Source organism: Microbacterium testaceum StLB037, assembly GCF_008763945.1.
Classification (GTDB): domain Bacteria; phylum Actinomycetota; class Actinomycetes; order Actinomycetales; family Microbacteriaceae; genus Microbacterium; species Microbacterium testaceum_G.
In genome coordinates, this window is record NZ_VTQH01000001.1 from 171613 (window position 1) to 185343 (window position 13731).

Annotated in this window: 15 protein-coding genes and 1 tRNA gene; 6 read left to right on the plus strand and 10 right to left on the minus strand. The window is 65.0% G+C overall.

Translation table 11 applies throughout. The features are described 5' to 3' along the window. The first annotated feature begins 461 nt into the window (after positions 1–461). From F9B98_RS15795 to F9B98_RS00865, 3 genes are all read left to right on the plus strand, one after another. Positions 462–626, plus strand: coding sequence for a hypothetical protein (locus F9B98_RS15795; protein ID WP_191966608.1), 165 nt, complete (start codon positions 462–464; stop codon positions 624–626). A gap of 203 nt (positions 627–829) precedes the next feature. Continuing rightward, a complete protein-coding gene (locus F9B98_RS00860; RefSeq protein WP_150951604.1) occupies positions 830–1153 on the plus strand; it encodes an ATP-dependent DNA ligase in 324 nt (107 codons plus the stop codon). Between the two features lie 65 nt (positions 1154–1218). Continuing rightward, positions 1219–1515, plus strand: a complete 297-nt coding sequence (locus tag F9B98_RS00865) for a hypothetical protein (RefSeq protein ID WP_150951606.1) — start codon at positions 1219–1221, stop codon at positions 1513–1515. Between the two features lie 344 nt (positions 1516–1859). On the opposite strand, the gene F9B98_RS00870 is transcribed toward F9B98_RS00865, so the two are convergent. From F9B98_RS00870 to F9B98_RS00915, 9 genes are all read right to left on the minus strand, one after another. Next, entirely contained in the window at positions 1860–2126 is a 267-nt protein-coding gene (locus F9B98_RS00870) for a hypothetical protein (RefSeq protein ID WP_150951608.1), read from the minus strand. A 654-nt stretch (positions 2127–2780) separates the two neighbouring features. Then, positions 2781–3035 carry a hypothetical protein gene (locus F9B98_RS00875; RefSeq protein WP_150951610.1) on the minus strand — a complete coding sequence of 85 codons (255 nt, stop codon included), beginning with the start codon at positions 3033–3035 and terminating at the stop codon, positions 2781–2783. A gap of 288 nt (positions 3036–3323) precedes the next feature. Next, entirely contained in the window at positions 3324–4430 is a 1107-nt protein-coding gene (locus F9B98_RS00880) for a fatty acid desaturase family protein (RefSeq protein ID WP_150955713.1), read from the minus strand. Between the two features lie 143 nt (positions 4431–4573). Next, positions 4574–4987 (minus strand): hypothetical protein, encoded by a 414-nt coding sequence (locus F9B98_RS00885; protein WP_150951612.1) that lies wholly within the window; start codon positions 4985–4987, stop codon positions 4574–4576. Between the two features lie 54 nt (positions 4988–5041). Further along, on the minus strand, positions 5042–5383 hold the full coding sequence (locus F9B98_RS00890) for a hypothetical protein (protein WP_150951614.1): 342 nt from the start codon (positions 5381–5383) through the stop codon (positions 5042–5044). Positions 5384–5964: 581 nt separating this feature from the next. After that, entirely contained in the window at positions 5965–6513 is a 549-nt protein-coding gene (locus F9B98_RS00895) for a hypothetical protein (protein ID WP_150951616.1), read from the minus strand. A 117-nt stretch (positions 6514–6630) separates the two neighbouring features. Beyond that, positions 6631–6939, minus strand: coding sequence for a hypothetical protein (locus F9B98_RS00900; RefSeq protein WP_150951618.1), 309 nt, complete (start codon positions 6937–6939; stop codon positions 6631–6633). 335 nt (positions 6940–7274) lie between these two features. Beyond that, positions 7275–7940, minus strand: a complete 666-nt coding sequence (locus F9B98_RS00910) for a cation transporter (RefSeq protein WP_150951622.1) — start codon at positions 7938–7940, stop codon at positions 7275–7277. Beyond that, positions 7937–8281: an ArsR/SmtB family transcription factor gene (locus F9B98_RS00915; RefSeq protein ID WP_150951624.1), complete on the minus strand. Its 345-nt coding sequence runs from the start codon at positions 8279–8281 to the stop codon at positions 7937–7939. The genes F9B98_RS00910 and F9B98_RS00915 overlap by 4 nt, the downstream gene beginning before the upstream one ends. Positions 8282–9423: 1142 nt before the next feature. Between F9B98_RS00915 and F9B98_RS00920 the strand changes: the two genes are divergently transcribed. The 3 genes from F9B98_RS00920 (at position 9424) to F9B98_RS00930 (ending at position 13355) form a co-directional block, all read left to right on the plus strand. After that, the gene (locus F9B98_RS00920; protein WP_150951626.1) at positions 9424–10335 is read left to right on the plus strand and encodes a hypothetical protein; all 912 of its coding nucleotides are present in this window, start codon (positions 9424–9426) and stop codon (positions 10333–10335) included. Between the two features lie 84 nt (positions 10336–10419). Next, complete coding sequence (locus F9B98_RS00925; RefSeq protein WP_191966609.1) at positions 10420–11409, plus strand: tyrosine-type recombinase/integrase; 990 nt, start codon at positions 10420–10422, stop codon at positions 11407–11409. Continuing rightward, the gene (locus F9B98_RS00930) at positions 11406–13355 is read left to right on the plus strand and encodes a hypothetical protein (protein WP_150951630.1); all 1950 of its coding nucleotides are present in this window, start codon (positions 11406–11408) and stop codon (positions 13353–13355) included. Before F9B98_RS00925 ends, F9B98_RS00930 begins: the two co-directional genes overlap by 4 nt. 248 nt (positions 13356–13603) lie before the next feature. Here F9B98_RS00930 and F9B98_RS00935 read toward each other — a convergent pair. Next, positions 13604–13677 (minus strand) — tRNA-Pro (locus F9B98_RS00935). Positions 13678–13731: the final 54 nt, after the last annotated feature.

A 13731-nucleotide genomic window follows, 5' to 3' on the forward strand; every position in this document is an offset into this window, starting at 1 on the left:
GTCTGCACTTGTGGGCACGTTCACCCACAAGCGGGTGCCGGCTGAGCGTGTTCCGGTCCCGTTGGTGATGGCGGCGCCGCCGAGGAGCTTCAAGGACGGGATGACCTGGTTCGACACAGCTGTGGACAGAAGACCTAGAAGGCGCCCGTTCACGTAGACCGCGACACTGAGGGTGCCCTCCTTGCTGGTCGGCATCACACGCAGCACATACATGCGGTGACGGTTGTGTCGCCGTTCCTGGTCGTTGACCAGATATTGCGTGCCGGTGACAGCGACGCTACGAGCTGGCAGGTGGCGTAGATCTGGCAAGGTTCTGTGGCGGCTGGCATGCCCCGTCAGTCCGTGAAGAAGTTCTTCCCAAAACCTGTGCATTTTGCACCTCGCAGGTTCGCAATCAGTGCTCGCCTAGCCGGTGCTAAGAAAGGTCCACGGTCATCGCCCGTCAGGCGTAGAGTCCGACCATGTGGACCGTACTCATTATCCTCCTCGTTGCGTGGGCGGTGCTGTCGGTCGTCGGATTCGCGTTCGAGGGCCTGCTGTGGCTGGGCATCATCGGCATCGTGCTGTTCATCGGCACACTCATTTTCGGAGTCTTCGGCAGCCTAAGGGGCCGGCGAAGTTCCTGAGCACTCGCCCTCTCACTGCTGCCCCGACGACGTAGCGCAAGAACAGTTCCCACGTCACGCATCGACTCGAGACGGAACACTACGAGAGTCCCGGACGCGCTTGCTTGGACACAGCGGCTGATGAGTGGTGTCATCTCGGCAGCTGACAATCGTCGCCCGGAGATCGCACGCCGCCCGCCACTACGCCCTGAGAAGAAGGTGTTGTGGGCAAGTTCATCTACGGTGTCGGAATCAGCGCGGACTTCGAATACCGCCTCCTCGCGCACCTGCAAGTGGTTGTCGGCAACAAGCTACGGCGAGGCGAACCGTTCTACCTCTCCTGGCGAGGCGACCAGAGCACCGGCGGCGGCCGCACCAGCGTCTGGGTGCACCAAGGCGCGTCCATGGTCTTCAAATTCCACGGTGGTCGGCCCCCCGCGCTCAACCGAGCCTGGCTGGAAGCGCTGATGCACACCGCCAACTCCAACACCGGGCTGCATGTCGTCCCCGAACCCGCACCCGACACAGCCCCCGACTCCATGATCTGAGGCACGAAACGCCGCCGAGCGCAACCAGGTCCCTGTAACCGGCTGAGCCCTTCTACGGTCGCCCGATGCACATGATCACTCGAGCCAGCATCGCTGTGGACAACACCGTGCACATCCTGTCCATCGACACCGACGTCAGGGAGATCAAACGCCTGATCATCGACGCCGTGCACCGAGGCGGCGACTTCGTCGACATGACCACCGCGGGCAACCGCACCATCAGCGTCCTGATCACCCCGACAACACAAGCGACACTCGCGACCGAAGACGTTCTCGTCGACTTCGGCCAGAACGAACGCGCGACAGCCGCGTACGACGAGGACTACGACCAAACAGACGAAGGCAACTGGCGCCACCAATAGCAGCCGCTCAGGCGAGCGCTACGACCGCCACGCCCAGGCCGCATCCTCGGCGTCGCGGAGCACCACGCCAAGGCCGCCTGCCCACCAACGCGACATGTGACTCGGTTCCCGCCGAACCTCGACGTTGAGCCACTGTGCCCACGTCCACGGATCGTCCACACCGCTTTGCAGGAGCGTCAGCACCGCGCAGAGGTCAGGATGACGTGGCCATCCCGGACCTGGAACGCAAGGAATATGTCTTTGCCGTCCGCGGTAGGCAAGCGCAGCACGGCGAGGTCGTCTGCCGCCTCCGCATTCTCGGTGGGCGAGACCCCGAGCACCCGGCCGAGGCTGTCAGCGGTGTATCAAGGACCGACGATTTTCGCCCACGGGCTCTTATCCTCTTCGGTGCCGTTCGCCGTCTTTGACGGCGCGTTCTTGCCGTAGGCGCAACCGGTCATTGCGGCCCACTCTCGGCGCAGGTCCTCGAGGTAGTTCGTTGGATAGATGCCGGCGAACTCCTCGGCGATGGCCTCCACGCGCTCATGTCGCGCACCCAGACGTTCACCGTCGTCGGCGGCGCGCTTCGGCCGACGCTCCGGTAGCCGTTCTGGGGAGGTCACGCCCACCACCACCGTGCGTGATAAGCCTCGTGTATCGGTGGCGCCTCGCAAACCATCATGCGCGCCTCCGACCGTCAGCGCATGTCTTCGTGTTGCGGTTCACACCTCCGTTGTACGCGTGTGCCGCTCGCGCGGCAAGGCCTGAAGCGCCCATTCACCGGTGGTCAGATTGGCCCACCTGGAGCTGTACGCTCTCTGATCGCGGCAACCATAGTGGGATGGACTCGGTCGAGCCCTACGTCAGCTGCGTGGTGCGGGCTTGCTGGAAGCGGGTGAGGTGGCGGGTGAAGTTTCGTCGCCCCCGGCTCCAGCGACGTGCTTCGCCTCCTATCTTCGGGCTATAACGACGCACATTGGGGTCCACCTTGAACGAATCCCCATTCCTGGGCTGCTGGTGCGGTTATACGTGCGCGAGAGTGCTGACGCGCTGCGCGAGTGGGCCGAGTTCGGCATCTTCCCCTCGCCCAGCCGCCGCGGGTTCTATACGCTCGGCTCGCTTCGCCGGTGGAGCGCGCAGATGTCAGCGTGGGAACTTCGGTAAGTCGGCACGCCCGTAGCCTCCCAAGAAGTGCTGTTCGGTCGGCGTGACGTTCACGCCATCGCCTATCGCTGTTCCTGCGCCTGGCGCCGTCGTTCGGTCACCTGCAGCTCAGCCACGCGCGGTCAGCGCGTCGGCGTGTACACGTTCTCTGAGACCGCTGTGTACCCCGCCGGCGCGATGCCCGCGTCGGGCACGACGATGAACGTCCACGTCTGCCCGCTGATGGTGCCGGGTCCTGCTGCTCCTCCGCAGCTCGATGCCCAGTCGGTGTCGTCAACGTGCACGAGCAAGCAGACGCCCGCGACGTCGTTTCCTCGGGCGAGCCAGAGGGACGCGCCCTCGTGCTCACCGGCGAAGCGAGCGGTCTCGAGGTCCATCGAGCTGCGCGCGTAGTCGGGCAGGCTCGCGGGGAAATAGTCGGCGGGCGTCGTCTCCCGGTCGAAGATGGCGTACCACGCATGTCGCCTTCAGGGGGGATGGTCCTCCAAGTGTCCGCCGAAGATGCTTCTTCGCGCGGCCCCCTCGCGATCATCTACCGCGCCGGATACTGTGTCGTTCGATCATTGACGGGTGAGGCGAGGAAGCGTTCGCAGCGGAGGGGCGGGACGTGCATATCGCGGGTCCTATCCCGCACCAGGGGCCGGCGCGGCCTCAGCCCGCGGCACTCAGCTGCGGGCAGCCGCGGACGTCATGGGGCATTCGAACGGATCGCGCGCTGCGAGACCGACGCGGTTCAGGTATCGGATGACGATGCCGTAGGAGCTCCACAGGGTTGTTTCTACGTAGGGAACCTCCAAGGTGGCGCTGTGTTCTTTCACGATGGCGCGGGCGCGGCTGAGGTGCGGCCGGGGCATGTTGGGGAACAGGTGGTGTTCGATCTGGTAGTTCAGGCCGCCCATGAGCCACGTGGCCCACCACCCGCCCGTGATGTTGCGCGAGGTCCGGACTTGTTTGCTGAAGAAGTCGAGCTTCGCGTTGGGGGCGATGACGGCCATGCCTTTGTGGTTCGGAGCGAAAGACGCCCCCATGTAGACGCCGAAGACGGCGAGCTGGACGCCGAGGAACGCGAAGGCCATACCCACGGGCAGGAAAAGGAACACCGGCGCGACGAAAACGGAGAAGCGGAGCGTGAGGATCCCGAGTTCGCTCCATCGTCCTTTCACCTCTCCCCGGGAGAGGAGGTGGCGCAGTGCGAGGAAGTGGAGATTCGCCCCCTCGAGGGTGAGCAGGGGGAAGAACAACCACCCCTGCCGTTGTGTGATCCACCGGCGGACGCCCCGAGACGCAGCGGCATCGGTGTCGAGGAACGACACGGTGTCGACGGCTATGTCGGGGTCTTTGCCGACACGGTTGGGATTGGCGTGGTGGCGGGTGTGCTTGGCGCCCCACCACGACATGCTGAGGCCGACGATGCCGTCGCCCAGCCAGAGGGCGAGTCGTTCATTCGCGGGTCCGGACCCGAGGATCTGTTTGTGCGCCGCCTCGTGGGCGAGGAAGGCGACCTGCGTGAAGAGGATGCCGAGTGCGGCGGCGATGAGGAGCTGGAACCAGCTGTGGCCGAGGAGCACGAACCCCGTGACGGCGGCGGCGAACCCGACGGCGACTGCGGCTCCTACGGCGGCGTAGAAACCTGTCGCGCGTGTCAGAAGCCCCGTTTCGCGGACGACTCGTGACAAGTCGGTGTAGGCCTTGGCCATCGGCGGGAAATCTGTTGTCCCCGCGTAGGTTTGTCGGATTGGCCCCAACCGGGATTTGGTTATCGGTGCGGACATTTTCGCCCCTCGGTATTCAGGTGACCGGCTGGTCGGATTCCAAGGGCGGTTGCCGCGGAGTGCCAGCAACGTTACTCAGGGAACATGTCGTCGGTCGCATATATTCCGATATTCTCGAGAGATTCCGGCGGATGCGTCGCGGATTATCGCGGTTTCTGCTGAGTCTGCCAATTGGCCGCGAAAGCGGTTACAGCGTCTGGGTCTGGAAGATCGACCCAGAGGCGGATACCGCCGGCTCGAGTGCCGGTGCCGTTGACGACGGCGGCGCCGCCCATCGTTGTCAGAGCTGCGGCGAGCGGTTCGACGGCGCCTCGGGGCAGACGTCCCAGGTCGCGGCCGTTGGAGAACACCGCCACGGTGAGGAATCCGTTCGCATCCTCTTTGGTGCGCAGCACGTAAAGCCGGTTCTTGTCGTCGTGGCGTTCGCTGTCGTTGACGAGGTATTGCGTGCCGACCACCGCGACGCTGCGTGAGGGCAGTGCCCGCAGGTCGGGTAGTTGCCGGGGGCGGCTCGCCTTCCCCGACAGCGCGTGCAGCAGTTCTTCCCAGAACCTCATAGTGTCGACCGCCGTAGACCTGAGTGATCGCTCGAGTGATCCCTGCGTCGTGTCTCAGGTTGTTTCAGAGGAGGGACGAAACATGATGAGCGATGCTCGCGCCGCGAGGGCATCCGTTCTGGTGCCTTCGGCGGCGGCGGCGTCCTGAATCAGCTTCCGAGCCGCTTCTTGACTCTCCCGGACTTGCGTCGTGAGGTACGCCAGATGGTCAGCCAGAACAGTCGACAACCCCTGCTCGAGTTCGTCGAGGGTCGTGTTCCGGATTTCCAAACGACGGTCGGAGACCCGCAGGGTGACGGAGGGGAACCCGGCCGCGACCAGCGCCTCCTGCGTCTGGGCAGAGTGGATCGCGAGGACCTCGTCTGGGGAAGGCCGCCGGGAGAAAACGGCGTCCACTTGATAATTCTCAGGCGCCTCAGGCGTGTCCAAAGTGGACGGTAGCGATCCGGGCAGAACCGCGGTCAACCCGAGCGGTTGGGGCTGCGTAGTGGATGTGGGGTTTGTCGATGACACGTCTAACTCTTCCAGTAAGGCGACACGACCGAGCTCAATCCAGAAACAAGCGAGCGTTGCCGCAGCACTACAGACCATCGTCTCAAGGCTGAGATGACGGCATTTTCACAATGAGCGACGCTTGTTCCGCGATCTCACGACACCAAAGACAAAGGTTCCAACTAGGAGCACGATGCCGACGATGCCCAACCAGAGCAACCCCTCAAATGTGAAGCCCACGATTGTCAGGATTGCCCAGACGACGAGCAGAATTATCAACGTGAGCCACATACTTGTGACTCTACGCTCGTTTCTCGTTTAACCGTGGGCAGAAACTCCTGCCTCTCGGAGAAGCCGGGGCCGCAGCCTAGAAGTGCATAAATCAAGGGTTTTTCATTGGCAGGCACTTCAGCGACCGTAAGTCAATGCCCCCATCGAGACGCCCGTGCGCGGTGCCCGCGGTGAGCATCCTCGCCCGAAGCTCACTAGCCACGCGTGCGCAGCGAACGCAAAAGCCCGGCGGCCGGGCGCTGCTGCTCACCCTGCTGGGCGGCGAGGACGATGAGGAGTCCGGTGAGGGCAGGCGCAATCCACTGACCGACACGCTGCTGCTTCTGGGCGGTCGCGAGAGCGGTCGACGAGGTGCCGGTGGGTTCGGTGACGCCTTCACCGCCCTCATCGGCGTGGCGAGCAATCTGAGCGCCGAGCAACCCGGCCCACACGCTGGCAGCGATGGCGAGCACCGTGGTGACGAGCTTGAGCGCGGTGTTGTGGCGGGCCTTGGGTTGACCGGCGAGTCGGGTCTTGTTGCCCAGGATCAGACCGACACCGCCGATACCGTGCACGATCATCGCGAGCAGCTGCACCGGTGCCCATCGCGCCCATCCGGCGGATGACAGTTTGAGCCGTTCTGTGGGGTCGGTGGCTTGGGCGGCGCCGCCGTTGAGGCCGACAGCGCCCATGAGCGTGCCTCCGAACCAGGCAGCCAATCCGAGGTCGTGCATGCTGCGGACGAGGGTGTTGCGAGTGGACATGTCGTCACCTTCCGATGGGGGACTCCGACCACACACCCCCAGAGCCAGGTACGCACGCGGGTTGCCTTCTGACGGAGATGATGCGTGCCACCGCGATACGACTCCGCCCGTCAGGGGTTAGATGATGTCGAAGGAGGTGTCGATGTCGTATGTACCAGTGCAAGCCCCGGGACAGTCGAGGGCTTCCTGGTCGGCTGCGGTGCCGGCGCTCACCTTCTCATTGTCGACGGTGATGGACATGACTGATGCGGTGGTGGCGAAAATGCCGATGCGGCTACCGGTGTCCAAGGTGACGTCGACGAAATCGGCTCCGGAGCGCACCGCGTTTCTGATGGCGGCTTTCAGACCGTCGACGTGTTCCGTCGCGGCGAGAGGGTATGTCACATCGCCGACGGTGAGGAGCACCCGCCGGATCGTGTGTGACATAGCGGGGACCGTAACCCCGACGTCGCCTCACGCGTGCCCGCCTTGCGCTTCCGTGCCACCTGTGTCGGTCGAGGACGACACGCTGAGCTGTTTTGCGCAGGAGAACCACGAAAGGTAGTTGTGAAGCTACCCCGGACGCGGGCGAACTGCTACACGTTGGGGACTTCCTCCCCGGCGTCGTCGAGAATGTGGGTGTCGTCGCGAGCGACCGCGGCGCGCGTGGAGGCTTCGGTCGCCTGAGCTCGGTCGGCGAGGAACACGATTGCCCCGGCGACGATCACCGCGGCTCGGGCGGCGACGGTAACGAGGATAGGTTTCGAGAGCGTTTTCATAGGTCAGTCGCCATGGTCGTGGTCCTCTTCAAGGAGCATCCCGACCGAGGTCGCGCAGGCATCGCCGCGCCACGCCTCGAGGCCTTCGCGAATCGCGAAGCCGGCGATGACGAGGCCTGCGACAGCGTCGGCCCACCACCACCCGAGCAGGCTGTTGACGACGAGGCCGGCGAGCACCGCGACGGACAGGTATGTGCAGATGAGCGTCTGCTTGGAGTCCGCAACCGCGGTTGCCGATCCCAGCTCGCGGCCCGCGCGGCCTTCCGCGAGGGAGAGGAAAGGCATGATGACGACGCTGAGCGCGGTGAGCACGATGCCGACGGTGGAGTGCTGCACGTCGACCTGGCCCACGAGGGCCAGCACAGAAGTTGCGGTGACATAGGCGGCAAGGGCGAAGAAAGCCACGGCGATGACGCGCAGCGTGCCTTTCTCCCACCGCTCGGGGTCGCGCCGGGTGAACTGCCAGGCGACAGCGGCGGCCGAGAGGACCTCGATTGTGGAGTCCAGCCCGAACCCGATGAGGGCCGCGGAGGAGGCGACGGTGCCGGCGGTGATGGCGACGACGGCCTCGACGAGATTGTAGGCAATCGTGGCCGCGACGATCCACTTGATGCGTCGTTGCAGGATGTGCCGGCGGTCGTCCGTGGGGCGTGGAGTGGTCGTGGTCATGCGCAGGTGCAGCTTTCCCCGGCACAGCAGCCCGGTTCGACGTAGAGGACGACGCGCAGCAGCTCGTCCAGGGCGGGCGCCAGGTGGGAGTCAGCGAGCCGGTACCAGGTGCGTCGACCATCCGGCACGGCCTCTACGAGGCCGCACGCTCGAAGGCACGCGAGCTGATTCGACATGACCTGCCGCGAGACGCCGAGCGCGTCGGCCATGTCTGACGGGTAGGCCGGGGCCTCCCGGAGCGCAAGAAGAACGCCAGCGCGAGTGGGGTCGGAGAGCGCGTGCCCCAAACGAGCCAATGCAGCGGTATGCGTCACCGAGGCGGCACGCGTAGTTGTCGTCACAGACCAGAACTCTACAGCGAATCATGAATCCACAGAAGACTGAACTCGGAACGCAAGGAGCCGGCTCGCGCCCTGCCTTCATGGCTCGCACGCGGTCAGATCGAGCGACGCAACAGCCGGTGAAGATCACGAACGCGGTCGGCGTCGAGGGTCCCCGACTGTAGTTTCTGGAGTTGTCTGCCAAGCCACCGAGCCGAAGCGAACTCGGGCTTGTTGGTTGCGCTGAGTCGAGGAAGCTCGCCGGTGTCTCTGATGAACTGCGCGCACGCGTCGAATTGCTCGCGCCAGAGTCGCTCCAGAGGATCCCACTCGAAGGCAGGAGACACATCAAGGCGTGCACGCTGGTAAGCGTTGAGCTGGTCTTCGAAGCGGCGTTGGTAACGACCCCATTCGCCTAGGCGACGTTCCTCCGCGGTGAGAGTGTGTCGGGCTCGGGTGTTCTCGCGGGGGGCGTGCCCGCTTTCCCACCAGTGATCTTCGTAGCGGTGGAGAGTGTGAACCCACTTCGCGGCTCGCTGCGACCTCGTAGCTTGTCCCCCGAGCAATGCGGCAGCAGCGCCGGAGTAGATGTTCGCGCCGACGTCATCCGGGTACGCGGGTCGCCAGATCGCGTCGGCGCGGGCGTGGAGATCGGCGGTTGTTGGGGTGGGCACGGGGTCCTTTCGAGGCGCGGGTGGTGCGCCCATATGGACCTATGCGCGGTGTGGCTTTGCGATGTGGTCGCGCGGCGTGGCGTCGTCGTTGTCGCTGAGTCGGCGGTCTCGCTTCAGCGCGCGTTCGTACGGTGACGGGTATCCACCGCGCAGACCAGGAGGAGGCCGGATGTCGACGGTCAGCCATGAACAGCCCTGCCTCACGGATGACATGAACGGGGTTCATATCGTCGAGACGTCCGACGGAACCCAACTCCGGGTGGATCTCGACTCCCGTGTCGTCACGACCTACCCGGTGGCCGGTAGCTCCATCAGACGGCGTCGGAGCGAGGAGGTGGAGTTGGTACTCCTGGCCACCTGCCGCGTGGGGGAACCGATGGTGCTCCTGCTCGACCTAGACATCCCCGGTGTGTGGTTCACGAGGCGGACCACAGAGGCCGTCGCTCACATCCGCCCGACGGACAACGGCACCGCACCGGGGCGTTCGAGATGACGCCGCTCGCAGGCGGAGACGGCGAACCTAAGGACAACGCCGACGCCGTGGTCCCGAGATACACCTCCGTACGGGCGCGGGCCTATTGGGATCAGCTGGAGCCAACGGTGAACGAGGCGGTGACCCTCGCTGCACGAACGTTGGGACGACCGGCACGCAGTTTGTACCCGCCCGCCGCGGCGTTCGCGCTGTGGGCGTGGCAGACCCGCGGGGTGCCGGCCCAGACGAAGTCGATGTTCCGCCGCAGGTTGGTCGAAGAGTTCGTCCATCTGGGCATGCCGGACTTCTCCCGAAGCAGCCGCGCCACCTATCGTTCGGCGTTGCTGGCCATCGCCGATGCCGTCACGCCGGCGTATGAGAAGACATTGCCGATCCCGAGGTCGGAGCCGACTGCGCCGTACACGCAGCCCGAGGTGGCCGCGCTGCGGAGCTGGGCGTTACGGCAGGGGCGTCCTTCACGACGCCGAGACGCGGTGACCCTGCTCGCCCTTGGGCTCGGCGCCGGTCTCGCGACGCGCGAGCTCCTCAGCGTTCGTGGCACGGACTTCGAGTGGCGCGACGGCGGGCTTCACGTCGCGGTGTGGGAGTCGCGTCCTCGGCTCGTGCCCGTGCTGCCCGGTTGGACAGCACCTTTGGTTGCCGCGTTCGAGTCCGTGGACCGTGACCGCTGGTTGTTCCGTCCTGGACGGCAAGGTGTTCGCGGCGCTCAGGTCACCGACTTCCTCCACCGCGGCCAGCAGACCGACCTCGATGTGCGCCCTGCACGGATGCGCACTACGTGGCTGCTCACGCACCTGACCGCGGGCACCGCTCCTCGGGAACTTCTCCAGATTGCCGGGTTGGAGAACCTGGCCGCACTGGACCGCATCGCCGGGTTCCTGCCTGCATCAGCAGAGTTCACCCTCTAGTCGTCGACAGCCCGGTGAGCGAGCATGCGAGCCGCCCGCCGGGTGCCCTCACGGGTTTTCCGAGCCGCCGCGTACACGGTGGTCATGACCGACAAAACCCGATCCAACGACATTCGCCGCGATGCCGAAACGTACGGCCACCTTCTCGACCTTCGCCCCGCGACGCCGGACTTCGTCTGGCACCTGATGCTCGGATACCGCCCGCACGTGAACGCTTCGCAATGGGCAGCCGTCAGGGAGTTCACCCTCGCCACCGCCGTCACCCTCGGCCCCACCACCTTCGACAGCACGCGACGACTGATGTCCATGTCCACACGTTTTCACGCGTGGGTGTGGGCCACGAGTGAACGAGAGCTCACGGTGGAACGGGTCTACACCCAGAACAACATCGACCTCTACGTGCAGAACCAGCTGGGACGCCGTTCTCCGGTGCACCAGTGGGGCGTCACACGACAGCTCGTGGCGAACGGCCGCGAACTGACTGCGGCACTGCGGGGACTTCCGGCACCCGACATGAAGCTGCGCGCACCGTTCGCACCCGCGCAGATCGCCACCATGCACAGCTGGGCGAACCGACTGAACACCATCAAGAAGCGTCAGAACGCCTGGGGACTCCTCGGCCTCGCCGGCGGCGCCGGACTCCGCGCCGAGGAGATCGTCAACGTCAACGTCGATCACGTCGACGTCCTGAACGGACGCGTGTTCGTCAACGTCTCAGGCGACACCCCCCGCCGGGTGCCCGTTCGTCACGCATGGGCGCGCGTCCTCCTCAAGAGCATCGACGACCGCACCGGTAACGAGCGTGTCTTCCGCGGACCGGTCATCGAGGAGTACCGCCCCCGCATCATCCAGACCTTCCTCACCGACCACCCCGCCCAGGTGCGCCCCACCCCCGCTCGACTGCGCGCGAGCTGGATCGTTCACCACCTCGACAACGACGTCCCCCTGCCCGTCCTGAAAGAGCTCGGCGGCTTCCGCACCTACGACACTCTCGCGCGCTACCTCGAACTCGCCAAGCCACGCGACCTGTCGCTGTACACCGGTCTTCTCATCGGCGAGGAGCTCGCACGATGATCGCCAACGACGTCGACTACCACTTCCCGGACCTCGACCTCACCGGCGGAGGCATCAGCGACGACGAGATCCTCGGGCGAGGCCGCACCACCGACCTCATCAGCGACGCCGCCGTCGCCATGATCGAGGCCCGTGTCCGAAAGTCCGGAGTACTGGAAAGCCTTGAACGGTGGAAAGCGGAGGACCACAACACCATCGGCATGGGCGGACGACCGGCCATGATCTCCCACCGAGCCGTGTTGACGGCCCTGCTCCTGCTTGCCCGCGAGAGCGCGCCGATGCACCTTCGACGAGCCGCGTTCCTCATGCAGGTTCGCCTCAGCCCAGCGTCGAAGGAGTTGCTCGGCCTGCCGGAGTCCCATGACGCTTTCATCCCGCAGGAAGCCTCGCGTGATCGCTGGTACAACAACACCGTCCGCGCGTTCCAGCGCATGAACGCGCTGCTCGACCCCTACCCGCAGGAGCGGTACACGGCGAAGACATACGAGCAGATCCAGGAAATACTCGACGCACACGACGCCGCCCGCGCAGAGAAGTACAAGGCACGCCTCGACGAATTCAGCCGACTGTTCCTCCACATGACGTTCATGGAGCAGCCGCGCGAACTCCGCCGCGCCTCCGCCAAACTCGACGTGTCCTTCGATCAGACCTACGTCGGCACACCGACGACGAAAGGCTTCTCCCACAACACCATCAAGGACCGCATCGCCGTCGAACGTCGCGTCGGCGACGCGGGACAGCTCACGCCCGGCCCCGTAGACGCCTTCGCCGGCTGGCACATCAAGAACGGCGAGCGTTACGACCACAAGAAGAACGAGAAAGACCAAACAAACCCTAACTCGAAGGGCGCGAAGAGCGTCGACTACGAATGGGGCCTCGTCGCCAACCTCGCTGTACGCGTCGACTCCGAGAAGCCCGGGTCTAAGCGGTTCCCGTCGCTCGTCGTCGCCGCGACGCTCAGCATCCCCAACCGCGAAGTCGCCGAAGAAGCCGTCAACCTGCTGCGGTCCGCGACCACGCTCGGAATGCGACCGGGCGTCGCCGACGCCGATAAGCAATACTGGGCCAACAGCGTCCCCGACCGCCTGCTTCGACCGGCGCTGCTTACCGGGTTCACCCCGTCGACCGATTACAAGATCGACCGCCTCGGGGTGAAGGGCGGCAGGCACGGAGCTCTCTACGCCGACGGTGACGCGTTCTGCCCTTCGACTCCGAAGTCTCATCTCGAGGCATCGAAAGACCTGCAGACCGGTGTCATCGACATCGCCACCTACCGCGCGCGCGTCGAAGCCCGAAAGGACTGGAAGCTCCACGTCAAACAAAAGGCCACCGGCAACGGCAGGGTCATCCTGCGCTGCCCGGCACTTGGGCCGAGCCCGACAGTCACCTGCCCTCTCCGCGAGATGATGGTCGGCGCAGCGAAGAAGGCGCGCCCACACGCCGAGCCCGAGACGCTCGAGGCCGAGTTCCTCGACACCATCTGCACGAAACACTCCGCGTCGTTCGACCTCACCGAAATGATGGCGCCGCAGCAAGCCTTCGACTACGGCAGCCAGGAATGGGAAGACTTCCACGAGCACGCCCGCAACACCGTAGAGTCCGAGAACAATCAGCTGAAGGCATCCGGTGACGAGGACATCGAGACGGCCGGCCGCCGACGCGTCCGCGGCTTCAGTGCAGCGCAGATCATGGTCACGCTGCTTCTCGTCAACCACAACATCCGCAAGATCGCCTCGTTCATCGACGACCTTCGCAAACGCACCGCGAGAAACGCTTCTGCCGAACCCGCTCCGCTTCGCCGACGAGACCGCGTGTGGGCAAACCGGTACACGAAGACGACCGGCAACGGCGATCTCACCATCCCACGCCGCGGGAGCGGGTCACGACCGTCACCCGCTCAACTGAGCGGTAGCGAAGACACGCTCATGCACCCGCTGAGAACCTGACGTCTCTCGCGTCACCCCTCACCAGCCGGAGACGGCAGCTCATTGCTCGGAGGTCAATTCGCCGCGCCCGAAAACGGGCGGAGAGGTGTGGAGTACACCCCGACGCCGTCATTCGTCCTCTTCAGCCCACCAGAACCGGGTAACGAACGACGAAAACACGAAAGGCCCCTGCGATCCCGCAGGGGCCTTTCGTGTTTTCCGACTTCGTCGGACTGTTTTGCAATCAGTATTGCCAACAGCCCATTCTGTCGGGATGACAGGATTTGAACCTGCGACCCCTTGACCCCCAGTCAAGTGCGCTACCAAGCTGCGCCACATCCCGTTACCCGCGAGCGGGCAACTCCCCTATATTAGCCCCTCGCCGACGCCCCCGCGA

Excerpts from the sequence above, each read along its gene's own strand:
- F9B98_RS00895 (WP_150951616.1), bottom strand. The coding sequence starts at position 6,513 with ATGTCCACTCGCAACACCCTCGTCCGCAGCATGCACGACCTCGGATTG.
- F9B98_RS15795 (WP_191966608.1), top strand. The coding sequence starts at position 462 with ATGTGGACCGTACTCATTATCCTCCTCGTTGCGTGGGCGGTGCTGTCG.
- F9B98_RS00885 (WP_150951612.1), bottom strand. The coding sequence starts at position 4,987 with ATGAGGTTCTGGGAAGAACTGCTGCACGCGCTGTCGGGGAAGGCGAGC.
- F9B98_RS00930 (WP_150951630.1), top strand. The coding sequence starts at position 11,406 with ATGATCGCCAACGACGTCGACTACCACTTCCCGGACCTCGACCTCACC.
- F9B98_RS00910 (WP_150951622.1), bottom strand. The coding sequence starts at position 7,940 with ATGACCACGACCACTCCACGCCCCACGGACGACCGCCGGCACATCCTG.
- F9B98_RS00865 (WP_150951606.1), top strand. The coding sequence starts at position 1,219 with ATGCACATGATCACTCGAGCCAGCATCGCTGTGGACAACACCGTGCAC.
- F9B98_RS00880 (WP_150955713.1), bottom strand. The coding sequence starts at position 4,430 with ATGTCCGCACCGATAACCAAATCCCGGTTGGGGCCAATCCGACAAACC.
- F9B98_RS00920 (WP_150951626.1), top strand. The coding sequence starts at position 9,424 with ATGACGCCGCTCGCAGGCGGAGACGGCGAACCTAAGGACAACGCCGAC.
- F9B98_RS00875 (WP_150951610.1), bottom strand. The coding sequence starts at position 3,035 with ATGGACCTCGAGACCGCTCGCTTCGCCGGTGAGCACGAGGGCGCGTCC.
- F9B98_RS00900 (WP_150951618.1), bottom strand. The coding sequence starts at position 6,939 with ATGTCACACACGATCCGGCGGGTGCTCCTCACCGTCGGCGATGTGACA.
- F9B98_RS00925 (WP_191966609.1), top strand. The coding sequence starts at position 10,420 with ATGACCGACAAAACCCGATCCAACGACATTCGCCGCGATGCCGAAACG.